A 24,254-nucleotide genomic window follows, 5' to 3' on the forward strand; every position below is an offset into this window, starting at 1 on the left:
CCATGACAGATCTCCGTGCCCTTGGTTACCTGAAGGTCCAGTCCACCGACGTCGACCGCTGGCGTGAGCTGGCCGTGGGTGCCCTCGGCTTCGCCGAGGGCACCGGTCCTGTCGACGGCGGTCTCTACCTTAGGATGGACGAGCGTTCGTCGCGGCTGATCGTGCTGCCCGGTGAGACCGACCAGGTGCTCGCAGTCGGCTGGGAGGTGCGTGACCAGTTCGCTCTGGCTGCCGTCGGGCGTGCGGTCGAGGCAGCCGGGGTTGCCGTGAAGGTGCTCACCGCCGCCGACTGCACCGAGCGCAACGTCGAACAGGCGATCACCTTCGACGATCCTGCCGGTATTCCGGTCGAGGTGTTCTTCGGTCCGGTGCTCGACCACTCCCCGGTGCTGACCGGGTTCGGCCAGAAGTTCGTCACCGGGGCGATGGGTCTCGGCCACGTGGTGCTCCCGACCACGGAGATGGAGGAGACCGTCGCGTTCTACACCGAGGTGCTCGGGTTCCTGCCCCGCGGCGCGATGAAGGTCGGCCCAGCGGCTCCTGACGGCACCTCGGCCCGGATCCGCTTCATGGGGATCAACCAGCGCCACCACAGCCTGGCCGTCTGCCCGGCCCCGCACGGAGGCGCCCCCGGCCTGATCCACCTGATGGTCGAGGTGGACAGTCTGGACGCCGTCGGCCGTGCCCTGGACAACGTGAACAGGGAGGGCTTCCCGCTCTCCTCGACCCTGGGACGGCACACCAACGACAAGATGGTCTCGTTCTACGTGCGGGCACCCGGCGGCTGGGACGTCGAGTACGGCTGTGAGGGCATGCTCGTCGATGAGTCCTCCTACACCTCCGAGGAGATCACCGCCGACTCCTACTGGGGACATGAGTGGAACTCCGGTGGAGAGCCGCTCGCCGCCTTCATGCCTCGCTGACGATCAACCCCTCACCCATCCGCTGCGCCCCAAAGAAGTCGATGACCAGATGACGCAAACTGACGGCCCGTCCCTGCCCGAGTCGCCCGAGGGGGCACCCAACGTCGTACTTGTCCTCCTGGACGACGTCGGGTTCGGCGCCTCCGCGCCGTTCGGTGGGCTGATCCACACCCCGGCGATCGATGAGCTCGCGGCTGACGGGTTGCGCTACAACCGCTTCCACACCACCGCGATCTGCTCGCCGACCCGTGCCTCGCTGCTGACCGGTCGGGACGCGCACGTCGCGGGCGTGGGCACCGTGATGAACTCGGCGAACAAGTACCCCGGCTACCAGGGCCTGCTGCGGGACAGCAGCGCGACGATCGCAACCGTGCTGAAGCAGAACGGCTACAGCACGGCATGCTTCGGCAAGTGGCACCTCGCGCCGCCGTGGGAGTGCTCGCCGATCGGTCCGTTCGATCGGTGGCCGACCGGCCGCGGGTTCGACACGTTCTACGGCTTCCTCGGTGGTGAGACCCACCAGTACGAGCCGACACTCTACGAAGGCACCACACCGGTTCACCGACCTGACGGCGACGACTACCACCTCACCGAGGACCTGGTTGACCGGTCGATCCAGTGGATCCAGATGCAGGACGCGTTGGCTCCTGAACGGCCCTTCCTGCTCTATCTTGCGCCGGGTGCGACCCATGCTCCGCTGCACGTGCCGGGGGAGTGGAGTGAGAAGTATCGCGGCAGGTTCGCCCAAGGGTGGGATGTCGTCCGAGAAGAGATCCTCGCCTGCCAGAAGGATCTCGGCGTCGTCCCCGAGGACACCGAGCTGACCCCGCGACCCGAAGAGCTGCCGGCCTGGGACTCGATGAGTGCCGACCAGAAGCAGGTCGCCGAGCGCCTGATGGAGGTGTATGCCGGGTTCCTGGAGCACACCGACACCCAGATCGGTCGCCTGGTCGCCGAGCTCAAGCGCAGCGGCCAGTACGACAACACGATCTTCGTCTACGTCGTCGGTGACAACGGCAGCAGTGCCGAGGCGGGACTGGTCGGGAGCATCAACTACTTCGGTGCCCTCCAAGGCATGCAGGAGTCGGTGGAGACCCAGCTCGAGCGCCTCGACGAGATCGGCGGCAGGAAGTCCTACCCGCAGTACCCCGCGGGGTGGGCGTGGGCGATGACCTCGCCGTTCCAGTGGGTCAAGCAGGTGGCATCGCACTTCGGCGGAACTCGCAATCCGATGGTGGTGACCTGGCCGGCCGGCATCAAGGACGCCGGCGGACTGCGGAGCCAGTTCTCGCACGTCAACGACATCGTGCCGACCGTGCTGGAAGCGATCGGGATCGAGGCGCCGGCGGTGGTCAACGGTGTCGAGCAGACGCCGATGGACGGCACCAGCCTGCTCTACAGCTTCGCGGACGCGCAGGCACCCGAGCGGCACACGACGCAGTACTTCGAGGTCTTCGGGCACCGCTCGCTCTATCACGAGGGCTGGATCGCCTCCGCCTTCCACCGCGCCGGGATGCCTTGGAGCGTGGGACTGCCGCCGATCGACGCGCCCTTCGAGGACGACGTCTGGGAGCTCTACGACACGACCTGTGACTTCAGTCAGGCACACGACCTGGCCGCCGACGAGCCGGAGAAGCTCGTGGAGCTGCGACGAATCTTCCAGAGCGAGGCGGAGCGGGTGGAGATCACCCCACTGCGCGACGCCCGTGCCAACCGGACGATGATGCCGAACCTGTCGGCTGGCCGGACCGAGTTCAGCTATCGGCGCGGCTTCTTCGGCGTCCCGGAGACCGACGGCCCGCCCTTGCGAGGCCGGTCATGGACGATGCGCGCGCACATCGACGTGCCACCGGACGGTGCCCGGGGCGTGTTGGCGACGATGGGTGGGAACACCGCCGGCTGGGCAGTGTGGCTCACCGAGGACGGTCGTCCCGAGTTCCGGCTCCGTGCCTTCGAGGCGGGAACCGTGAGCATCGCCGGGGAAGCTGCGTTGACTCCCGGCGGACACGTGGTCGAGGTGGACCTCGACTATGACGGTGGTGGTGTGGGCAAGGGCGCCACCATCACCCTGCTTGTCGACGGGACGGCAATCGGCACTGGTAGGACCGAGCGCACCCCGCGCGGCTTCTACTCGATCGACGAGACCTTCGACATCGCGATGACCTCGGGCTCGCCCGTCGGCGACTACCCGCACGTCTTCCCGTTCGTGGGCGGGCTGGACCGGATCGACTTCAGCCTTCACTGATTGCACCGATCACAGCAGAGCGGGTTGGCCGACAGGAGGAGCAAACCATGGGAACGCTTGACGGCAAGGTCGCACTCATCACCGGCGCGGGTCAGGGGGTCGGCCAGGGGATCGCCCTCGCCCTGGCCGGACAGGGCGCGAACGTCGCGGTGGTCGGTAGGACGGTGGCGAAGCTCGAGGACACCTGTGCGCTGCTGCGCGAGATCGGCGTCCGGGCCGAGCCGTTCGGTTGCGACGTCATGGACACCGCGGCCCTCCCCGGCTTGGTGACACAGGTCGTCGAAACGTTCGGAGGTCTCGACATCCTGGTCAACAATGCCTACAGTGGGCGGCTCGGAGCGCTGCTGTCGCTGGACGATGAGGGCTTCCAGCAGGGTTTCCTGAGCGGACCGTTCGCGACCTTCGCCCTGATGAAGGCCGCACATCCGTTCCTCAAGCAGCGAGACGGGTCGAGCATCATCAACCTCGTCACGTCGGCGATGGTGCGATGGGACCAGAGTGGCTACGGTGCGTACGCCGCCTGCAAGGTCGCCGTCGAGTCGTTGACCCGCACGGCTGCCTCGGAGTGGGGGAGTGACGGGATCCGGGTCAACTGCATCGCGCCACTTGCTCTCTCGCCCGCCCTGGCCGGGTGGATCGAAGCCCGACCGAGGGAGGCCGAGGCGTTCCTGGACACCGTGCCGCTGGGCAGGGTCGGTGACTGTCACGACGACATCGGCCGCGGTGTGCTGATGCTGGTCGGGCCCGACGCGCGCTACCTGACCGGAGCCACGATTCCGCTCGACGGCGGACAGGCGAGGTTCTGATCATGTCCATGGTTGCGGATGGCCCGATCATCCAGATCGGCTGTGTGGTCGACGACCTCGACAAGGCCGAGCAGACCTATTCGGCGAGCTTCGGGATCACTCGCTGGTCCAGGTTCACCGGAGTCGCCTTCGCCCCGGAGCGGACCACCTATCGGGGAGCGCCAGCGGACCTGGAGATCGACGTGTCCCTGGGCTACTCCGGCACCCAGCAGGTCGAGCTGATCCAGCCGGTCCGCGGCAGGAGCATCTACACCGAGTTCCTCGAACGATCCGGACCCGGCGTACACCACCTTGCCTGGGCTGTGGACAACATGGCCGACGCGCTCGACCGGGCGCGGGCCACTGGACTCGTGGTGGTGCAGCAGGGCGAGATGAACGGCATGGAGTTCGCCTACCTGGAGACGCCCGGGATGGGCACGCACTTCGTCGAGTTGATGCGGCTCTCACCGCAGATGCGCGAGGGCTTCGCAGCGATGCAAGCGGCGGCAGCCGTTCCGGAGACGCTTGCCTGAGTGGCCGCGGGAAGATGAAGCCGTTCACCGGCACCATCATCGTCAGGGTGGTCAGCTCAGCCGAGGCCCCAAGGCCGGCCAGCTGACTCGACGCCAGCACTGTCCCTGACCGCCGCCCGAGCAGAGGCGGCATGGGTGGACCACGCGGCCGGTTCCTCGGGCGGTCGACAGCGCGACTCCGAAGGGACGATCGTGCGCGACTGCCGCTCCCGGTCACTGGGACGGAACGGGCGGATCATCCGACTGTGCCTAAGTTCAGTGAGTGTGGAATGTGACGGGGCTCACGTGAGAGGAACAAGATGAGAATTGGACGATTGGCGGTGCGCAGGGGTGCTGGGGCCCTGGCGGTTCTCCTTTCGCTGGCGACGGTGCTGGCTGGTTGCGGCAGCCCATCGAGCGGCGATGCGGACGGGGAGGCCGACCCGGACGCAACACTCCGGATCATGTACGGCATGACCGCATCACTGGACCCGGCGGATGCAGCCGAGCCGGCCCAGATGTCACTCGGCACCTGGCCGGTCTACGACACCCTCTTGCAGGTCGACAAGGACGCGAACTATCAGCCGATGTTGGCCACGAAGTGGGAGTTCACTCCCGACGGCAAGACCGTGAACCTGACCCTTCGGGACGGGGTCACCTTCAGCGACGGCACTCCGTTCAATGCTGAAGCGGTCAAGGCGAACCTCGACCACAGCATGGCTGCGGACGGCAGCGCGCTCCAGGCGAATCTGACGATGGTGGCCAGCGTGGAGGCAACCGGTGAGATGACGGTGGCAGTGCACCTCAAGCAGCCGACCACCGCGATCCTCTCGACACTGGCGAGCAACCTCGGCGGCATCATGATCTCTCCCAAGGCCCTGACCGACGGCAATCTGGCCAGTCATCCGGTGGGCACCGGTGCCTACGAGATCGAGTCGTTCAAGCCCGGTGAGCAGGCGGTCTACGTCCGGCGGTCGGACAAGGGCGGGATCTGGGATCCGGGGACAGGCAAGGTCGCCAAGGTCGTGATCGCGCGGATTGCCAGCCCCGACGCCAAGATCAACGCCCTCAAGAGTGGTCAGATCGACCTGACCACCTGGGAAGGCGATGACGCGACGTACGGCTCGGAGGTGTCCGCGGGCAGCATCCAGACTGCGCCCATGGACGGCGTGTTGAACCTGGTCGGGTTGTACTTCAACCTCAAGGTGAAGCCGCTGGACAACGTCAAGGTGCGCCAGGCGATCAACTATGCGATCGACCGAGACGCGATCGTCGAGGCATTCGCTCCGGTCAACCAGCCGAGGGTGCAGCCCTGGCCGGAGGGGCTGACGGGCTTCGAGACGTCGCGCGAGGACGCCTACTCATATGATCCAGCCAAGGCGAAGGAGCTTCTTGCCGAGGCGGGTTATCCCGACGGATTCTCCGTCCCGGGTGACTTCCTGGTCTCGAACTCATCCAACATCGACAAGACCGGCGAGGCCATCCAGGCGAATCTCTCCGAGGTCGGGATCGAGATCAACCTGCGCTCGACGGACATCCTGTCCCAGATCACCTCCTACTCCGGTGGCAAGGAGCCGGGCCAGGTGAACTATATGTCCTTGCCGTCGATCGATGCCTACGCGTGGCTGCAACGGCTGTTCGTCAACCCGGTCTGGAACCCGGGTGGCACCTCGCCGGAGCTCCTGGAACTGGTCAAGGGCGCCGACGACCCGACCATCTCGGAATCGGACCGCGCCACCATGGTGGGGGCTGCCGTCGACCACGTCACCGAGAACGCGCTGTTTGCCCCGTTGTGGCAGGGAGTGGGCGGGCTGGCCGCATCAAGCAAGGTCAAGGACCTCGACAAGATCGTCGGCACCTACATGGGTGTGGCGAACCTGCGCTACGTGAGCATGACCAAATAGCTCCACGCTTTCGAGACTGGCCGGCCCGCCCCTCGTGGGTCGGCCGGCCAGTCCGGCGCTGGGTCGGTACCTCGACGCTGGTGTCGCCGAGCAGGGTGGAGCCGGCGCTCGTCGTCGTGTGGCCGGATCACTCGCGCAGCCGGTCGTTCCACTCGTCGAGGTCGATGTCGGTCGACCAGGGAATCTCCACCACCAGCTCGGTGACGCCGCCCTCCGCCAAGGTGGGCAAGACGCGTGTCAGTGAGTCGAGTGGGGCGCCCGCGAGGTTGACCCGGACCACGTAGTCGAGACTGTCGGGCTCCCGTCCCCGCTCGCGCGCCAGGGCCTTGATCCGAGCGATCGGGTCCAGTGCCCCCTCCCGGAGGTTGGCCACGGACGCCGTGCCGATCCATCCGGTGCCGCAGCGCAGCACTCGCTCGTAGGCACGCGGCGAGGCACCGCCGATCAATATCGGCACGGAGCGTGTCGGGACCGGATGGAACTGGGCCCCGGAGGGAAGCGAGTACCACTTCCCCGAGAAGGCCTCGGGTGAGCCCTCCCAGCATCGCTTCACCACGGTGAGAAGCTCATCGAGTCGCCGGCCGCGGTCGTGGACATTCACGCCGACGATGTCGAACTCCTCGGTGAGCCACCCGGCACCCACGCCGAGCTCCACCCGGCCACCGCTGAGCACGTCGATCGTGGCGATCTGTTTGGCAAGGATCACCGGATTGCGCAGGGCGGCGACCATCACACCCGTACCAACTCGGATCGTCGAGGTCGCCTCGGCCATCGTCGCCAGTGCCACCACCGAATCGGCCCAGGGCTCGGTCGGCGACCAAGGCAGGTCCTGGGGCGCGCCGCTCGCCCGTTGAGCCCGTGGCCGACCTGCCGACGATGGGTGCCGCGACGTGGTCGTCAGTGGCATGGCGATGTGGTCGCCCACCCACGCGGACTCGAAGCCCGCTCGCTCCAGGTCTCGGGCCATGCTGCCGAAGCCTCTCGCGAGGACGTCGTGACCCCGTGCCGGAACGGAGCCGCCGATCCTCAAAGATTGACCACCTTGCACGTCGGCAGCGGGTGCCGGTCCGACTTGACCCAGCGCATCAGCGCGGTTCCCTCGTCATGGAAGCCGGTGGAGATCCAGTTGCCGTAGCCGGGGTCCTTGGCGGAGACCACGATCGTCAGGGTGCCGTCATCGTTGAGCTTGCCGTTGTGGTTGTTGATGTAGGTGTTCATCCGGTCATGGTCGAGGGATTCCATCCACCAGTTCTGGAGCACGAAGTTCCAGTACTCACAGTGGGGGACCTCGGTGTTGATCACCCATGCCTCGTCGGGGGCCAGCTTCCAGTAGCCGTGGAGGTAGAAGATCGTCGGATCACCTCCGGCGTTCTGGAAGAACTCCTGGCCCCAGTCGGGCAACTCGTTCGGCTTCTCCATGAACATCTTGGTCCACCGGGAAAAGGTTGTGGAGGTTCCCTTGACGAAGTCGGTCGCCATCCGGAGCTGGCGGGCGAACGCGTCCGGGTCGAGCGGTTCCGGGGTGGGCTTCTCATCGATCAGCTCGATGCTCACCTGCGCGGGTGTCTCGCTGGCCCGGTCCTGGAACGACTGCCGTCCGACGAGGTTCGTGGTGTCCTCCGCGAGAGGCAGCCAAGCACCTTCCGCCGGCTTGTTGGCACTGGCGATGAAGCTGAAGCGGCCCTGGTCGTCCACCGGGATCTCGTCGTTGCCGATCTCGCCTGTCGACGCCATCGTGCCGTCGATGTGGTAGCGGTTGGCCTTCGAGCCGAAGGTCATCAGCGGTACGGTGCCCCGGGTGCCGCTGATCCGGTAGCTGTGCTTGCCGGACACGTTGGCACGCATGTAGATGTTGTCCGGGTTGTCGGCGCCGATCTTGCACTTCAGGTTGGGGTCGAGTGCGTTGGTGATCGCCGGGTGGAGCGGATCGGAGTTCTCGATCGCGTTGATCGAGGCATAGCGCAACAACCGGATCAGGTAACGCACGCCCTCCGCCTGGTTCAGCGGGTCCTGGGGGGCCGCCTCGTCGAGCAAGCCCTGCCCGGCCTCCCGGAGCTGGTCGCAGAAGTCGTCCCACATCGGACTGGTCGCCATCTGGTCCTCCTGGTCGGGTCGGCAGATGCCTTGGAAGGTACGGGCGGATCGCGCGTGGCGATCCCGGAATCCCGCTGATCAGGACGTCCCGACCTCCGGGATCCCCGGGGTCACGCCGGTCGGGACTGGCTACCGTCGACGGGACGGCAAGGACGCCGAGGCATCCGACAGTGGGAGCGCACATGCGGCTCGGCATCAGCACGCCAGCGGTGGTCAGGGTCCCCGGCGTCACGGCGGCGTGGGAGGACACAGCGGGGGTCGGCGAGGTCACTCGCGTTGCCGAGCTCGCTGACCGGCTCGGCTTCCACTTCCTCACGTGCAGCGAACACATCGCCATGCCTCCGGGAATACCATCACCCCAGCTGCCGCAGGGACGCGGCACCCGCTACTGGGATCCGCTCGCGACGTTGTCCTGGTTGGCGGCGCGCACCACCCGGATCGGCTTGATGACGAACGTGCTGGTGCTGGGCTACCACCATCCGCTCGCGATCGCGAAGCGCTACGGAACCCTGGACATGATGAGCGGCGGCCGAGTCCGTCTCGGGGTCGGAGTGGGCACCGCAGAAGAGGAGTTCCGGACCCTGGGGGCGCACTTCGAGGACCGTGGCCCGCGGGCGGACGATGCGATCCGGGCGCTGCGGGCGGCGCTGTCGCGCAACGACCCAGAGTACCACGGCGAGTTCTTCGACTTCTCCGGCCTGGTCGTCGATCCGTGCGCCGTGCAGCAACGGGTCCCGATCTGGGTGGGCGGACACAGCAAGCGTGCACTGCGCCGAGCAGTGACGCTCGGTGACGGATGGGTTCCCGGCGCTCCCGATCCCGAGGTGCTGAGGACCATGCTTGCCAACCATCCCGACCGCCCGGAGGGCTTCGAAGTGGTCTCGGGCGTCGGCGGCGCGCTCGACCCTCTCGCCGACCCGGCCGGCGTGGAGGCAGCGTTCGAGCGAGCCTCCGCCGCGGGCGTGACGATGGTGCCCTTCCGGCCGGTGAACCGGTCGCTGGACCGCTACCTGGAACAGCTCGAGGCGGTTGCCGGCCTCGACCTCTTCGAGCCGCTGGTCACTGGCTGAGCAGGTCGGCCAGGATCCAGCCGTGGTCCCGGCCCGGGACTGCGAGGGGTGATCGCGGCAGTGATCCCGGTGATCGGGATCACCGGGCCGCGCCCGCAAGGGCGTCCCTAGCGTGTCGTCATCCAGCCCCCGCACACGAAAGAGGCCCCTATGTCCCGCAAGGTCGTCGTCACCGGAGCAGCCTCGGGGATCGGTGCGGCCACGGCTGCGATCCTCACCGCACAGGGCGATGAGGTGATCGGCGTCGACCTGCATGAGGCGGATGTCGTCGCCGACCTGTCGACCCGGGACGGACGGCAACAGGCCGTGGCCGCTGTCCTGGAGGTGAGTGGTGGCGTTGTCGATGCCGTGGTCGCATGCGCCGGAACCTCCTCACTTTCACCTCTCGACGTCAAGGTGAACTTCTTCGGCGTGGTCGAGTTCCTTGACGGCCTGCGACCGGCGCTCGCCAAGGCGTCGGCTCCGAGGGTGTCGGTCACCGCGTCGATCTCCTCGACGCAGACCACTGACCCAGAGGTGGTCGAAGCCTGCCTCGCCCTCGATGAGGACCATGCCGTGGCACTCGCGGAGAAGGTGCACGCCGACGGCCGTGGGAGTCTGCTGTATGCCAGCTCGAAGAATGCAGTGGCTCGCTGGCTGCGGCGTACGGCGATCACGGACGAGTGGGCCGGTGCCGGCATCGCCCTGAATGCCGTCGGACCCGGCGTGGTGGTCACCCCGATGACCGAGGCCCTGCGTGCTTCGGAGCAGGGCGTGGAGATGATCAACAAGGCGGTGCCCTCGAAGTTCGGCGGCTGGATGGGGCCGGAGGTGATCGCCGACGCGCTGGTGTGGCTGGTGCGTCCGGAGAACACCCACACCACCGCGCAGATCCTGTTCGTCGACGGCGGCGCCGAGGCCGTGGTCCGTGGCGAGGAGGCCTTCTGATGAAGTGGGCACTCTCCGGAGCGATGATCGGAGCCCGCGAGCTCCTCGAGCTCGCCCCCGCCGCAGAGGAGGCCGGCTTCGACGGCATCGGTCTGCCCGACTCGGTGTTCTATCCCGAGAAGGTCTCCGCGGACTACCCCTACACCCCTGACGGCAAGCGGATGTGGGCGGCGGAGGTGCCGATGCCGGACCCGTTCATCATCATGACGGCGATGGCCGCGGTCACCGAGCGCCTGCGGTTCTCCACGACCGTCCTCAAGCTGCCGCTGCGGGACCCGCTGCTGACGGCGAAGCAGGTCTCGACGATGGCGGTCCTGTCGGACAACCGGATCGGCATCGGTGTCGGACTCTCGTGGATCCCTGAGGAGTTCACGTTCACCGGGACCGAGATGCGCACGCGTGGCGCACGCACGGACGAGGCCATCGAGATCCTCAAGGCCGTCTGCGCCGGCAACGGGCCCGAGTGGGTGGAGTACCACGGCAAGCACTACGACTTCGATCGGTTGATGATCAGCCCTGCGCCCGACCGGCCCGTTCCCGTGTACGTCGGCGGGCACAGCGATGCGGGCCTCAAGCGGGCCGCTCGACTCGGTGACGGCTGGATCTCGGTGAACGTCCCGGCCGACCAGCTGAAGGTGGCCATCACCAGGCTGGACGAGCTGCGGGCGGAGTACGGGCGTTCCGACGTGCCCTTCGAGATCGACGTCTCACCCACCGACGTGCGCGACGTCGCCGGCTATCGCGACATCGAGGCGGCCGGAGCGACGATCTGCCGGGTCACGCCCTGGCGGATCTACGACGAGGGGCAGACCACCGCCGGCCGAATCGCGGCACTGCGTCGGTTCGCCGACGAGGTCATTGCCAAGTATTGAGGAGCGGTGACGCTCCCGCGCTCGGTGTGGGCGTCCCTCTTCGCACTCGTCGCAGCAACCATCGGCATGGGGCTGGTGGTGCCGATCCTGCGCCCGTTGAGCGTGGCCTTCGACGCGAGCCCGGCCCAGACCCTGCTGCTCGTCTCGGTCTACATGGTCTGCCTGGGGGCCGCCATGCCGTTCACCAGTGCGGTCTCGAGCAGACTGGGTGTCCGCCGCACCCTTGTCGGCGCACTGCTGCTCAACGTGGTCTGCGGGGTGGTCTCGAGCCTGGCCGGCGACATCGGCGTGGTCATCTGCGCTCGTGCCGGATGGGGGCTGGGCAACGCCCTCTTCCTGGCCACGGTCCTGGCCGTGGTCATCGAGGAGGCGGGAGCACTCTCAGGAAGGGCGATCCGCTACTTCGAGGCCGCGGTGGGCATCGGCATCTCCGCCGGTCCGCTGGCCGGTGGCGTCCTCGGTGCGATCTCCTGGCGTGCGGCCTTCCTCGGTTCGGCCACGATGATGCTCGTGGCCGCGGTCAGCCTGATGATCCTGCTCCCGAGGGCGGAGCGCGGGCCCCTTGCCACGGGGGTGTTCGCGCCGTTCCGTGCCCTGCTCCAGCCCGGGCTCCTCGTCCTGGGGCTGGCGTCGTTGCTCTACAACGTCGGCTTCCTGATGATGTTCACCTTCACGCCGTTCCCGCTCGCCCGCGGCCCGGAGTTCGTCGGTCTGGTCTACTGCGGCTGGGGTCTTGCCCTGGTGTTTTCCTCGACGTTCGTCGGTCCGCGAGTGCAACGCCGCATCGGCACCCTGGCCTCGTTCACCGTAGGCACCACGGGGTTCGCCGTGGTGCTCGTGGTGATGGCGGTGTTCGCTGACCGGGACGCCGTGCTCGTCGCAGGTGTGATCAGCTCCGGACTCGCGCTGGGAGTGAGCAACACGATGATGACCGAGGCGGCGATGGCCTCGTCGTCGACGGACCACACGACGACATCAGCCGCCTACAACCTGATGCGGAACGCCGGGCCGGCGGCGGCACCCTGGTTGGCCGGCACACTGGGGGAGTCGCTCAATGTGCACGCGCCTTTCCTGTTCGGAGCGATCTCGGCGATCGTGGCGGTGGTGCTGGTGCTCGCGCTGATGGGGCGCGAGGTCGTGGCCCCGGTGGTGTCCCGGGTCTGAGGAGAAGCATTCGGCCTCTCGATCTGCCCGGTGCGCAGGGGCGTCATGGCACCGGCAGCGCGGTGGGGGAGACCCCGGTCGGCCGGGATCAGCCCCAGTGGTCGCCCCAGCCCCAGAGATCCGGAGCCGGCTTCTCGGGCTCCTTGCTCTCGACGCCGAACTTGCCACGGAAGAAGATCATCGGCCGGGCGCGGTTCTCGGGAACCTCGACCGAGAGAACCCGCCCGATCACCACGTCGTGGTCACCAGCGACGTGCACGTCCTCGACGGCACAGTGCACCCGCAGCAGCACATCGCCCAGGACCGGGGTTCCCCACGGGGAGGGCTGCCACTCGAGTCCCTCGAACTTGCGTCCACGGCTGGAGCCGAATCGCGCGCACACCTCGCTCTGGTCCTCGGCGAGCACGCTCACGTTGAACAAGCCCGAGCGACGGATCCGCGGCCAGGCGCGACCACGGTGGTCTGCACAGAACAGGACCAACGGTGGCTCCAACGAGACGCTGGCGAAGGACTGACAGGCAAACCCCACCGGCTCGCCGTCGTCGACTCCCGACACGATCGTGACGCCACTGGCGAAGGAGCTCATTGCCTCCCGCATCTCCTGGGGGGTCGGCGCCGTGCCGGAGCCGTCACGCGGCAGGGGAGTGGTCTCGATGCTCATGGGCCACCTGTGCTCGTGTCGTGGTTGCCCGTCTCGGGAGGCTTCATTGTGGCAACGTAGGCGTGGTCGTGAGGGCGGACCGAGAGGATCCCGTTCACTGAAACGGAGGCCGAGGTGCCCGTGCCAGCTGTCCCGGTCGAAGGATCGCGGACATCCCGATGACCGGGATCCCATCGCTCCCCGGGAGTGTCGCTGACTAGCGTGCCGAGCATGGACAAACGCCGCGGATCTGCTCCTGCACACGTCGACGAGGTCGGCAGTTTCGACCACGAGGTCGATGTTCTGGTCGTCGGCTTCGGTTGTGCCGGCGCCGCTGCGGCCCTCGAAGCCGCTGCTGCGGGGTCGGAGGTGATCGTCCTGGAGCGTGCGAGCGGCCCCGGAGGTTCGTCGGCGATGTCCGGCGGAGAGCTCTACCTCGGAGGCGGCACCCCGGTCCAGCAGGCCTGCGGGTTCGAGGACAGCGCGGAGAACATGTACGCGTACCTGAGTGCCGCGCTGGGGCCGAACGCCGATGACGCGAAGATCAGGCTCTACTGCGAGGGCAGCGCGGAGCACTTCGACTGGTTCACGAAGCACGGGATCACCTTCAACCCGGGGATGTACGAGTCCCCGAGCTGGATGCCGCCGACTCGCGACGGGTTGATGTGGCTGGGCGAGAACGCCTGGCCCTACAACGAGGTCGCGCGTGCGGTCCCGCGTGGTCACCGCCCGGACGCCGAGTCCTTCGGTGGCTGGCTGATCATGGAGCGCCTCGTCGCGGCGGCTGGTGATGCCGGCGTGCAGACGCACACCGACACCCTGGCCAGCCGACTGGTGCTGGACGAGACCGGGGCGGTGATCGGCGTGATCGCGCGCAAGTTCGGCAAGCAGGTCAGCTACCGAGCGCGCAAGGCAGTGGTGCTGACCACTGGCGGTTTCGTGGACAACGAGGAGATGCTCCTTGCTCACGCTCCGGTGCTCTCCGGTCACGGCAAGGTGAGCGACGGCCTCGACGACGGCAGCGGCATCACGATGGGCCTGGCGATCGGGGCCGCTGTGCGTCGGATGTCGAACACCCAGATCGCCTTGTCCGTCGTTCCCGGGATGATCTGTCGCGGCATGCTGGTCAACACCCTCGGGCAGCGGTTCATCAACGAGGACGTCTATCCGGGCCTGGCCAGCGTTGCTGCTGTGCGGCACCAGGAGGGTCGCTGCTGGGTGATCATCGACCAGCAGGGATTCGAGGAGATGCCAGAGGCAGATCGTTGGGGCGTGCGACCGTCCCATGTCTGCGAGAGCGTGGCCGAGCTGGAGCAGGAGCTCGGCATGCCGGCCGGTGCGCTCGAGACCACGATTGCGACCTATAACGAGCACGCCGCCAACGGTGAGGATCCCTACTTCCACAAGAGCAGCACCTGGCTGCGTCCGCTCGAGGGGCCGTTCGCCGCGATGGACCCGTCCACGGCCTTTCCGGCGGTCGTCGGCGAGGGTGGCGGCAGCGGTCACGGAATCAGCGGCTTCACCCTCGGTGGACTGCACACCACCGTGGACGGCGAGGTCGTCGACCTCGCCGGCGATGTGATCCCGGGCCTCTATGCAGCTGGCCGCGCGAGTGCCGGCATGCACGGCGACGGCTACATCAGCGGCACATCGTTGGGCGACGGGACCTTCTTCGGTCGTCGGGCGGGCCGGGCGGCCGCAGCTCACTGAGCCTGACCTCGCGTGCCTGAACGCGACAGTGCACGAGACAGGCGGGCTGAAGACTTCCGATGAAGTCTTCAGCCCGCCTTTCCATGCGGATCCCCGGAGCGGACCAGATGGGTGTCTTCGGCGATCAGGCCATGGCTCAGATGCCGGCGTCGACGACGCTCAGGTCACCGGAGACGGCTGCCCGTGCGATCGAGTCGCGCAGGGCGGGGCAGGTGGGCAGCCCGGAGGACGACACCCGCTCAGGAATCGCGCTGCGCTCGGGGCACATCCGCACCGCGCGCTCGTTCCACTGGATGCTGGTCTGGTGCCAGCTGGCCTTGCGGACGTCGACCACAGCGCGACAGGTCTGGCACTCCACCGGGGTCATCGGCAGGTCGTCGAGGCGGACGTCGGGCCGGGTCGTGGGCGCCGCCATCAGACGAGCTCGTTGGCTGGCGCGGAACCGCGTGCGGCGAGATTCTCCGCGACTTCCTTCTTCCACACCTCGACCGGCTTCGTCGTGTCGAGCTCGAACTCGAACCGCTCTGTCATCTCCGGCTCGATGTCGGCGACGTCGACGTAGAACTGCTGGTACCACCGGCGCAGCTGGTAGACGGGGCCGTCCTCCTCGCACAGCAGTGGGTTGTCGATCCGGGTCTTGTTCTTCCAGATCTCCACGTCCTGCTCGAAGCCGGCCTTGACAAAACCGCCCTGCTCACGGGCGATCGCCAGGGCGGCCTCGTTGTCGAGTCCCTCCGGAATCCTGACGATGATGCCGTACTGCAGCATGAACGAGTTCTCGTCGATCGGGTAGTGACAGTTGATCAGGGTCGTCTTCATGTCCATGTCGTCGAAGTGATAGGTCAAGTCGTCGATCATGAAGGAAGGGCCGTAGTAGGCAGCCACCGAGGTGTTTCCGCGCATCTGGGGCCGGTCGTCAGCCGAGATGGACACGTCCTCGCGAGCCAGTCCGTTCATGTGCTGGGCCGCGACGTGCCCTTCGAAGATGTTCTTGAAGTACGTCGGGAAGCTCTTGTGGACGTAGAAGAAGTGGGCCATGTCGACGTTGTTGTCGATCACTTCCCGGGCGTTCGTCTGGACCAGGGTCTCGTACCAGACCCAGTCGGTCCACCCGTCCTCCAGGGCACCCTCGATGCGGGGTGGAGCCTGCTCTTCGATCGGCGGGTTGCCCTCCGGGTCGTTCCAGACGAAGAGCATGCCGTCCTGCTCCATCGTCGGCCAGGTCGCGGTGCGGGCACGCAACGGCACCCGGCGGGCGTACGGAATGGCCTTGCAGCGACCGTCGCCACCCCAGCGCCAGTCGTGGAAGGGGCAGGCGACCTCGTTGCCCTTCACCGTGCCCTGGGACAGGTCACCGCCCATGTGGCGGCAGTAGGCGTCGAGAACGTTGACCTTCTCGTCCTCGCCCATGAACACGACCAGCTTCTGGCCGAACGCTTGGATCGAGTGCGGCTCACCGTCCCTGAAGTTCCGGGCCAGTCCCAGGCAGTGCCAACCCCGCGCGAACCGGGTTGGGGCGGCCTCGGCCTCGATGGAACGGATTTCGTCCTCGGAGATGGTCATGCTCGGATCCCTTCGCAGTTCGTTGATTGGCACCTGGGTGCATCCTCAAAATAGGTAGGCAGTTGCACCGGTGTGACCTGGGTCCCACTGTCCGGGATCCCTCCAGTCATAATTCGGGAGGGGCCGGAAGATCGGATGTCGGTGATAGGCAAGGAAGTGGAGACCATGACGAACGAGATCCTTGAAGCGGTGCGACCGCTGCTGCCGGGCATCGCCGAGCGAGCGAGGGCGACGGACACCGACGGGGTCGTTTCCGACGCGACCATCGCAGAGCTCAAGACAGCCGGCGTGTTCCGGATGCTCCAACCCAAGCGCTTCGGTGGCCTGGAGTCGGACCCGGTCGACTTCTACGAGGTGGTTCGAGCGATCTCGGGTGTCTGTGGTTCCACCGGATGGGTCACTTCGGTGCTGGGCGTGCACCCCTGGCAGCTCGGCCTGTTCGATGAACGTGCGCAGGCGGAGGTCTGGGGGACTGATCCCGATGTCCTGGTCTCCTCCTCCTACGCACCCGTCGGCCGGATGAAGCTGGTCGACGGGGGCTACGAGCTCAGCGGACGCTGGAGCTTCTCGTCGGGCTGCGGCCACGCGTCCTGGGCTCTTCTGGGTGGCCTGGTGGTGGGTGCCGAGGGAAAGCCGGTCGACTTCATCACGCTCCTGGTACCGCGCTCCGACTACCGGATCGAGGACGTCTGGGACGTCATCGGGCTGCGCGGCACGGCGAGCAACGACATCGTGATCGAGAAGGCGTTCGTCCCCGAGCACCGGACGATGCGCAACTATGAGCAGGCCCAGCTGCGGGGTCCGGGCCAGAAGGTCAACACCGGCCCGCTCTACCGGATGCCGTTCGCGTCGATCTTCACTTCGACCATCACGGCTCCGGTGATCGGTGCAGTGTCCGGCTGCTATGCGGCGTACATCTCGGCGATGCGCAATCGCATCCGGCTCAGCATGGGAGGCGGGCGATTCTCCGAGGACCAGTACGCCCACGTCGCGGTGGCGCGTGCTGCCTCCGAGGTCGACGCAGCCATCCTCCAGATGGACCGCAACATCAGTGAGCTCTACGGCTACGCCAGCCGCGGTGAGGAGATCCCGATGGAGCTGCGACTGCGAACCCGCCGTGATCAGGTCCGTGGCACGGAACGTGCACTTGATGCGATCGACATCCTGTTCAAGACCGCGGGGGGCAACTCGCTCAAGCGGGGCAATCCGATCGAACGCTCGTGGCGCGACGCGCACGCGGGCAGCGTGCACGTCGCCAACGACGTGGAGCGGGCGCTGGCCATGTACGGCCGCCAGGAGTTCGGTTTCACGGTCGAGGACAACCTGATCTGAGGAAACGCGGAACCACCGGGTCGGGGACTGGCCAGCAGGTCCGTGGCCAGTTGACCAGGTGGTCCGATTCTGCACGCAGCCAACCCGATGGAGGACATCCGATGCCTGAACCAGTCATCGTTTCCGTAGAACGTGCGCCCATCCGTCGTGCCCGCGGCGGGCAGGGCAGTGCGCTGCCGACCGGACAGGTGAACCGGTGACCGGCCTGGCGGTCCGGATGATCGGCGACCGGGCCGTGTCCGGCATCGGTCTGGGCGCCATGACCCTCACGCAGGTCGAGGGGTACGACGAGGTGCGCAGCCTCCGTACCATCCATGCTGCCCTCGATGCCGGGGTGACCCTGGTCGACACCGCGGACGCCTACGGGCCGGGCGGCAGGCAGCACGTCAACGAGGAGTTCGTGGCCCGTGCCCTGGCGACCTGGAGCGGTGATGCTTCGGCGGTGCTGCTCGCCACCAAGGGAGGTCACGTCCAGAACCCCAACGGGACCTGGTGGGTGGACGGTTCTCCGGCGCATCTGCGGAAGGCCTGTGAGGGCTCCCTGCGACGGCTCGGGCTCGACGTTCTGCCGCTCTACCAGCATCACCGGCCTGACCCGAAGGTTCCCTACGAGGAGACCATGGGTGCGATGCGGCAGCTGCACGACGAGGGGCTGGTCGCTCGGGTCGGAATCTCGAACGCCGATGAGGCCCAGATCCGGGCCGCCCACGCCGCCCTCGGAGCGGCCCTCGTGTCGGTTCAGAACGAGCATTCCCCCGCCCATCGGGGTGACCGGGAGATCGACCTGTGCGCTGAGCTGGGCCTGGCCTACCTGGCCTACAGCCCATTCGGTGGCATGCGCGCGGCCAAGAACCTGGGTGCCGCGTTCGTGGGCTTCGCCAAGGTCGCCGAGCAGCGCGAGGTGAGTCCGCAGCAGGTCTGCCTGGCCTGGCAACTCCATCGTGCGCCGCACCTGGTGCCGATCCCCGGAGCCAGTCGGCCGGAGTCGATCCTCGACTCGATCGCGGCGTTGGAACTGCGACTCACGTCGGCCGAGTTGGCGGTCCTGGATCGTGACGGCGGCACTCCCCAGAACTGACGAAGGTTTCTCGTCAGTAGTGCTTCCGGGTCGGCGGATCTGCTGGTACGGTGCCGGAACCAAGCGCTTGCTACGTGAGTCATTTCGGACTCGCCGAACCTGAGGAGTGGCTCGTGATTGAACCGTTGGTGGAGCTGGACGACAAGGTTGTGCTGATCACCGGCGCCGCCGGCGGCCAGGGTGCCGAGCACGCTCGACTTTGCTCGCGGCTGGGCGCCACGGTGGTGCTGGCGGACCTCGGTCTCGAGGCCGTGGAGAAGGTCGCGTCCGACCTTCCGGGCCCGAGTCTGGCGGTCGCACTCGACGTCAGCCACGAGGCTGCTTGGGACGATGCCTTGGCCAGGGTCGGGGACAGGTTCGGGCGCGTCGACGTGCTGGTCAACAATGCCGGGCTCTACCGTCTGGGTGGTCTCGAGGACCTCGAACGTGGTCAGATCGAGGCAGCGATGGCCGTCAACGTGATCGGGCCGGTCCTCGGGATGCAACGGGTCGTCCCGTTGATGCGTGAGCGCGGCGGATCGATCATCAACGTCTCCTCCGTCGCCGGGCTCGGCGGTTATCCCGGGGCGATCTCCTACAGCGCCTCGAAGTGGGCGCTGCGCGGAGCGTCGCGCTCTGCGGCCAAGGAGCTGGGCGCCCACGGCATCCGTGTCAATTGTGTGTGTCCTGGAGCGATCGACACCCAGATGATCAGCGAGGAGACCCGCGCCGGGCGTGGCTCCGTCGCCAGCCAGCCGATCGCCCGAGCAGGCCGGCCGGAGGAGGTCTCGGCGCTGATCGCCTTCCTGGCCAGCGACGCGAGCAGCTACTGCACCGGTCAGGACTTCGTCATCGACGGCGGCCAATCGTCCTGAGAGGCGCGAACTGGTGGGCGACGACCCCGCCGACATCCCGCAACGGTCGAACCAACCGGTGAGGCCACCTGAAATGGAGAGCAATGTGAGCACCAGCGTGACGAGCACGACAGACGGCGACCTGGCATGGGACGTCGAGGTGGACGTAGTTGTTCTCGGGATGGGCGCGGCAGGAAGCGCTGCCGCCATCGAAGCCCACGAGGCCGGGTGCTCCGTGATCGTCCTGGAGAAGATGCCCCCTGGCCGGGAGGGTGGCAACACCCGGGTCTCCGGTGGCGCCTGGTGGCACAACGTCGACCCCGAGCGGGCCGCGGTCTACCTGCGCAGCCTGTGTGGTGACTATCCGGTCTCCGAGCCCGTGGTGAAGGCCTGGGCCGAGGAGACGAGTCACAACACCGAATGGGTCGAGAAGAAGCTGGGCGTCACCACCGACCAGGTCCGGGGGGCGTTCGAGGACGGCGCCGGGATGCCGGTCGAGTTCCCCGAGCTCGAGGGCAGCGATGTCTACGGCGGCCAGATCGCGGTGGACGGCAAGCTCGGCAACTCACGGCTCTTCAAGGCGCTGGCACGCGGTCTCGAGGAGCGCGGCATCGACGTCCGGATGGCGACTCCCGCGAAGACCCTCGTCCAGGATCCGCACACGAGCGAGGTCATCGGGGTCGAGGCGACCGCGAAGGACGGATCCCCGCTGCGGATCGCAGCGCGGCGCGGCGTCGTTCTCGCGACGGGTGGTTTCGAGGCGAACCCCCACATGGTTCGCGACTTCCTCCGCCTGCCGCACTCGGTCCAGTGGGGATCGCCGGGCAACACCGGCGACGGCCACAAGATGGCGATGAAGGCCGGTGCCGATCTGTGGCACATGGACAACATGATGGCGATCGAAGGCCTTCGTGTGCCCGGTCACGAGAGCGGCATGTATGCGCGCTTCTCCTTCCGTCAGGGTTTCATCCACGTCGACACCGACGGCAAGCGCTGCGTCGACGAGCTGCCCCGCACGGGTCACGGCACGGCTTGGGTCAACGGCCAGTACGAGCATGTCCCGCAACGCCGAGTGCATGTCGTCTTCGACGAGGCGACCCGGCTGTCCGGTCCGATCTCGCCGAACCCCGACATGCTTCCGGTGGGCTGGAGCCTGCTGGTCGACGGCTACGCCTGGAGTGCCGACAACAGTGTCGAGATCGACAACGGCTGGATCCACAGGGGGGAGACGCTCGAGGAGCTTGCGGAGAAGATCGAGGTGAATCCTGACGTGTTGGTCCGGACGGTCGCCCGCTGGAACGCGGCCTGTGCCAACGGCGAGGACGAGCAGTTCGGACGCCGTGCCGACACCTTGGAGGCGCTCGGCGAGGGCCCGTACTACGCCTTCACCTCAGGGCCGATGCTCGGCTGGACCAACGGAGGTCCGCGACGCGACGAGAACTGTCGGGTCCTGGACCCCTTCGGTGAGCCGATCCCGGGACTCTTCGCAGCAGGAAGCGTGAGCTCGACCTACAGCTGGGGGAAGGACGGCGGCTTCCACATCGGCGACGCGCTCGCCTTCGGTCGCATCGCGGGCAGGAACGCATCAACTCGAACGGCCATGACCGGACAAGCTGGTCAGCCGACTCACGCAGGAGGATCACGATGACCACACTCACCGTCGTTCCCGAAGAGGCGCCCGCTGCGCCCCAATCGATGCTTGACCGGATGACGCTGATCATGGAGTGCTTCGCGATGCGGGCAGAACGGCGCACTCTCGAGGACGTGTGCGCCGAGACCCAGCTGCCGCGCTCCACCACGCACCGGATCCTGGTCGACCTGGTCCGTCTCGGCTGGCTGGCGCAGACGCCTCATGGCTACTGCCTCGGCGGACGTTCCCTGGCCTTCGGTGGCGGGGACAGCGGGCACGGTCGGCTGCGCGAGGCGACCGCGGAGGCATTGCACGACCTGGCATTGCGGACGGGGATGGTGGTCCACCTCGCGGTGCTGGCCGATGCCGAGATCCTGTACCTCGACAAGGTCGGCGGCAGGTTCGCCACGCAGGTCCCCTCCCGGGTCGGCGGCCGGGCTCCGGCGCACTCCACGGCGCTGGGCAAGGCGATGCTGGCCTGGGTCGCGCCTGAGCAGGTCGACCTCCAGCTGGAGGGCACGATGGGACGGCTGACCAACCGCACGATCTGTCGGATCTCGACGTTGCACCAGGAGTTGGCTCGCATTCGTTCACGGAGCGGACTGGCGTTCGAGAGGGGCGAGTGCTTCCCGGATGTCGCCTGTGTCGCCGCGGCGATCCGTTCTCCGGAAGGCCCTGTCGGCAGCATCTCGCTGTGCGGCGACAGCGGGGTCCATCTGGAGCGGGTCGCACCGCTGGTGGCGCACGCGGCCAAGCAGGCTTCCCTCGACCTCTACCCCCAACGCGCCGGCCAACGTGCCCGACGGGCCGCCCCCACCCTGGTCCCCGAACAGGGCTGGTCTCCCGAAGCGATGGACTCGTTGCTGTCCGTCGGATCCGACTGGATCTGACCGTGCGCGATCCTCGCCGAGACCTGTGGTCCGGCCGCCCCGCGCACGGCTCCCGGTCAGTGAGATCGCGTGAAGTGGGCCACATCCGGCGAACTATGTTCGATCTGCGGCACGGGGGTTGGCCGCAGACATCCTGTCCGCACAGTGCCGTCACGAGTAGTACGGCCGACATCGATGGCGAGTTCTCATGATTCAGTTCATCGGCAAGCGTCTCCTGCTCGCCGTGCCCACCATCATCCTGGTGACCTTCTTCGTGTTCGCGCTGATGGAGCTCTCGCCGACCGACCCGGCGGCCGCACTGGCCGGGGACAATCCGACGCCCGAGCGTCTCGCTGAGCTGCACCACCAGCTCGGCCTCGACCGGCCGTTCCTGACTCGCTACCTGGAGTGGGGAGGAAATGCCCTGCAGGGCGACCTGGGCATCTCCCCGGTGACCCACCAGTCGGTGATCTCCGACCTGATGTTCCGGCTGCCGATCACGGCATCGCTGGTGCTGCTCGCGATGATCTTCGCGCTGGTCCTCGGGGTCGGTCTCGGCACGATCGCAGCGTTGAACAAGGGCGGTGTCCTTGACTGGTTGACCAACTCCTTCGCGAACCTGCTGCTCGCGGTCCCGCCGTTCGTGGCAGCGGTCCTGTTGGTCCTGTTCCTGGCGATCATGTCGCCGATGTTCCCGGCCACCGGATACGCGAACATGTCGGCCGGAATCGGACCATGGCTGCAATTCAGCACGCTGCCGGCGCTGTCCTTGGCGATCATTCCTGCCGCACTGCTGACCAGACAGGTGCGAGGTGCCCTGATCGACGCGCTCGAGGAGGACTACATCCGCACGGCCCGGGCCAAGGGCCTGCGACGTCGGATGGTGGTGGGCAAGCATGCGGCGAAGAACGCGGCCGTGCCCGTCGTGACCGTCCTGGGGCTCGTGTTCACCTCGATGTTCGGCGGCGCCGTGGTGGTGGAGCGGATCTTCGCGATCCCCGGACTGGGATCGGTCAGCGTGGAGTCGGTCCTCAACGGTGACCTGATCACGCTGCAGGGGCTGGTGCTGCTCGTGGCCGTGTTGGTCACCGTGGTGAACCTGGTCATCGATGCCTCCTACGGCTACTTCAACCCGAGATTGAGGATCCGATGACGATTCCCGAACCGATCGGCGCGCTGTCCCCGGACGACGAGGCCCTCACGCCGCGTGACCACGCGACTCCTCCCGACCGCGGGAGCAGGGTCCGTCCCTGGCAGCGCAGCCGCGTGCTGAAGCGGCTGCTGCGCAACAAGGTCGCGGTGACCTCGATGGTGGTGCTCGCCCTGCTGGTGCTGGTCGCCATCTTCGGTGATCTGCTCGCACCGCAAGATCCCAACAAGGTGTCGTTGTCGTTGCGCCTGATGGGTCCTTCCGGCGATCACTGGCTGGGCACCGACGAGTTGGGCCGCGACGTGTTGAGCCGGCTGATCGTGGCCACCCGGGTGGACCTGCTCGCCTCCTTGCAAGCCGTCGGCCTGGCCCTTGCCATTGGTGTCCCGCTCGGGGTGGCCGCAGGCTACTTCGCGGGGTGGGTCGATGCGGTGCTCAGCCGGGTCATCGACGCACTGATGACCCTGCCGCCGCTGATCCTCGCAGTGGTCATCGTTGCGATCCTGGGCCCGGGCCTGCGCAACGCGATGCTGGCGATCGCGGTTCTCATCGCGCCGAGCTTCTACCGCGTGGTCCGAGCCTCGACCCAGTCCGCGCGGAGTGAGCTCTACATCGAGAGCGCCCGGGCCAGTGGTTGCACGAGCTGGCGGATCCTGTGGCGCCACATCCTCCCGGCCGTCGCACCACCCCTGCTGGTGCAGGCGTCGTTCTCGGCCTCGGTCGTGATCGTCGCCGAGGCGAGCCTGTCGTTCCTGGGACTCGGCGCCCGCGCACCGCAGGCGACCTGGGGCCTGATGCTCAACGAGGCCTCCTCGAACCTGACCACCAGCAGCTATCTGATCTATCCGCCGACCGTGATGGTTGCAATCACCATCTTGGCCCTCTCGCTGCTGGGTGACGGCCTGCGAGACGCGCTCGGCCGGCAGACCACGGACGGGAGATGAGGATGACCT

General features: G+C 67.3%; 22 protein-coding genes. 17 read left to right on the forward strand and 5 right to left on the reverse strand.

Annotation, left to right across the window (positions count from 1 at the left end; genetic code table 11):
• Window positions 1–2 precede the first annotated feature (2 nt).
• From ncot_RS07840 to ncot_RS07860, 5 genes are all read left to right on the forward strand, one after another.
• A complete protein-coding gene (locus tag ncot_RS07840) occupies window positions 3–923 on the forward strand; it encodes a VOC family protein (protein ID WP_168617106.1) in 921 nt (306 codons plus the stop codon).
• A gap of 49 nt (window positions 924–972) precedes the next feature.
• Entirely contained in the window at window positions 973–3,168 is a 2,196-nt protein-coding gene (locus ncot_RS07845) for an arylsulfatase (protein WP_168617107.1), read from the forward strand.
• A 47-nt stretch (window positions 3,169–3,215) separates the two neighbouring features.
• Entirely contained in the window at window positions 3,216–3,974 is a 759-nt protein-coding gene (locus ncot_RS07850) for an SDR family oxidoreductase (RefSeq protein WP_168617108.1), read from the forward strand.
• A 2-nt stretch (window positions 3,975–3,976) separates the two neighbouring features.
• Window positions 3,977–4,486, forward strand: coding sequence for a VOC family protein (locus tag ncot_RS07855; protein ID WP_168617109.1), 510 nt, complete (start codon window positions 3,977–3,979; stop codon window positions 4,484–4,486).
• 452 nt (window positions 4,487–4,938) lie between these two features.
• Window positions 4,939–6,369: an ABC transporter substrate-binding protein gene (locus ncot_RS07860; protein ID WP_168617110.1), complete on the forward strand. Its 1,431-nt coding sequence runs from the start codon at window positions 4,939–4,941 to the stop codon at window positions 6,367–6,369.
• Between the two features lie 127 nt (window positions 6,370–6,496).
• On the opposite strand, the gene ncot_RS07865 is transcribed toward ncot_RS07860, so the two are convergent.
• Entirely contained in the window at window positions 6,497–7,336 is an 840-nt protein-coding gene (locus ncot_RS07865; RefSeq protein WP_168617111.1) for a TIGR03619 family F420-dependent LLM class oxidoreductase, read from the reverse strand.
• A 59-nt stretch (window positions 7,337–7,395) separates the two neighbouring features.
• On the reverse strand, window positions 7,396–8,463 hold the full coding sequence (locus ncot_RS07870; RefSeq protein ID WP_168617112.1) for a DUF1214 domain-containing protein: 1,068 nt from the start codon (window positions 8,461–8,463) through the stop codon (window positions 7,396–7,398).
• 182 nt (window positions 8,464–8,645) lie between these two features.
• On the opposite strand from ncot_RS07870, the gene ncot_RS07875 reads away from it, so the two are divergent.
• The 4 genes from ncot_RS07875 (at window position 8,646) to ncot_RS07890 (ending at window position 12,496) form a co-directional block, all read left to right on the forward strand.
• Window positions 8,646–9,533 carry an LLM class F420-dependent oxidoreductase gene (locus tag ncot_RS07875; RefSeq protein ID WP_168617113.1) on the forward strand — a complete coding sequence of 296 codons (888 nt, stop codon included), beginning with the start codon at window positions 8,646–8,648 and terminating at the stop codon, window positions 9,531–9,533.
• Between the two features lie 150 nt (window positions 9,534–9,683).
• Complete coding sequence (locus ncot_RS07880; RefSeq protein WP_168617114.1) at window positions 9,684–10,460, forward strand: SDR family oxidoreductase; 777 nt, start codon at window positions 9,684–9,686, stop codon at window positions 10,458–10,460.
• Window positions 10,460–11,332, forward strand: coding sequence for a TIGR03619 family F420-dependent LLM class oxidoreductase (locus tag ncot_RS07885; protein ID WP_168617115.1), 873 nt, complete (start codon window positions 10,460–10,462; stop codon window positions 11,330–11,332). Before ncot_RS07880 ends, ncot_RS07885 begins: the two co-directional genes overlap by 1 nt.
• Before the next feature lie 6 nt (window positions 11,333–11,338).
• A complete protein-coding gene (locus ncot_RS07890; protein WP_168617116.1) occupies window positions 11,339–12,496 on the forward strand; it encodes an MFS transporter in 1,158 nt (385 codons plus the stop codon).
• Between the two features lie 88 nt (window positions 12,497–12,584).
• Here ncot_RS07890 and ncot_RS07895 read toward each other — a convergent pair whose 3' ends face one another.
• The gene (locus ncot_RS07895; RefSeq protein WP_168617117.1) at window positions 12,585–13,157 is read right to left on the reverse strand and encodes a flavin reductase family protein; all 573 of its coding nucleotides are present in this window, start codon (window positions 13,155–13,157) and stop codon (window positions 12,585–12,587) included.
• 210 nt (window positions 13,158–13,367) lie between these two features.
• Here ncot_RS07895 and ncot_RS07900 point away from each other — a divergent pair, with 210 nt between their 5' ends.
• Entirely contained in the window at window positions 13,368–14,846 is a 1,479-nt protein-coding gene (locus tag ncot_RS07900; protein WP_168617118.1) for an FAD-dependent oxidoreductase, read from the forward strand.
• Window positions 14,847–14,982: 136 nt separating this feature from the next.
• Here ncot_RS07900 and ncot_RS07905 read toward each other — a convergent pair whose 3' ends face one another.
• Together ncot_RS07905 and ncot_RS07910 are read right to left on the reverse strand one after the other, a co-directional pair.
• The gene (locus ncot_RS07905; protein WP_168617119.1) at window positions 14,983–15,261 is read right to left on the reverse strand and encodes a ferredoxin; all 279 of its coding nucleotides are present in this window, start codon (window positions 15,259–15,261) and stop codon (window positions 14,983–14,985) included.
• Window positions 15,261–16,409, reverse strand: coding sequence for a Rieske 2Fe-2S domain-containing protein (locus ncot_RS07910; protein ID WP_168617120.1), 1,149 nt, complete (start codon window positions 16,407–16,409; stop codon window positions 15,261–15,263). Before ncot_RS07910 ends, ncot_RS07905 begins: the two co-directional genes overlap by 1 nt.
• Window positions 16,410–16,574: 165 nt before the next feature.
• Here ncot_RS07910 and hsaA point away from each other — a divergent pair, with 165 nt between their 5' ends.
• The 7 genes from hsaA to ncot_RS07945 all read left to right on the forward strand — a co-directional run bounded on the left by hsaA (window position 16,575) and on the right by ncot_RS07945 (window position 24,245).
• Window positions 16,575–17,741: a 3-hydroxy-9,10-secoandrosta-1,3,5(10)-triene-9,17-dione monooxygenase oxygenase subunit gene (gene hsaA, locus ncot_RS07915; RefSeq protein ID WP_168617121.1), complete on the forward strand. Its 1,167-nt coding sequence runs from the start codon at window positions 16,575–16,577 to the stop codon at window positions 17,739–17,741.
• Between the two features lie 196 nt (window positions 17,742–17,937).
• Entirely contained in the window at window positions 17,938–18,819 is an 882-nt protein-coding gene (locus tag ncot_RS07920) for an aldo/keto reductase (RefSeq protein ID WP_240938128.1), read from the forward strand.
• A gap of 113 nt (window positions 18,820–18,932) precedes the next feature.
• The gene (locus ncot_RS07925) at window positions 18,933–19,673 is read left to right on the forward strand and encodes an SDR family NAD(P)-dependent oxidoreductase (RefSeq protein WP_168617122.1); all 741 of its coding nucleotides are present in this window, start codon (window positions 18,933–18,935) and stop codon (window positions 19,671–19,673) included.
• A 97-nt stretch (window positions 19,674–19,770) separates the two neighbouring features.
• On the forward strand, window positions 19,771–21,300 hold the full coding sequence (locus ncot_RS07930) for an FAD-dependent oxidoreductase (protein ID WP_206065226.1): 1,530 nt from the start codon (window positions 19,771–19,773) through the stop codon (window positions 21,298–21,300).
• Window positions 21,297–22,172 carry an IclR family transcriptional regulator gene (locus ncot_RS07935; protein WP_206065228.1) on the forward strand — a complete coding sequence of 292 codons (876 nt, stop codon included), beginning with the start codon at window positions 21,297–21,299 and terminating at the stop codon, window positions 22,170–22,172. Before ncot_RS07930 ends, ncot_RS07935 begins: the two co-directional genes overlap by 4 nt.
• A gap of 187 nt (window positions 22,173–22,359) precedes the next feature.
• The gene (locus tag ncot_RS07940) at window positions 22,360–23,304 is read left to right on the forward strand and encodes an ABC transporter permease (RefSeq protein WP_168617124.1); all 945 of its coding nucleotides are present in this window, start codon (window positions 22,360–22,362) and stop codon (window positions 23,302–23,304) included.
• Window positions 23,301–24,245, forward strand: a complete 945-nt coding sequence (locus ncot_RS07945) for an ABC transporter permease (RefSeq protein ID WP_168617125.1) — start codon at window positions 23,301–23,303, stop codon at window positions 24,243–24,245. Before ncot_RS07940 ends, ncot_RS07945 begins: the two co-directional genes overlap by 4 nt.
• Window positions 24,246–24,254 lie beyond the last annotated feature (9 nt).

This window comes from Nocardioides sp. JQ2195, assembly GCF_012272695.1.
Lineage (GTDB): Bacteria > Actinomycetota > Actinomycetes > Propionibacteriales > Nocardioidaceae > Nocardioides.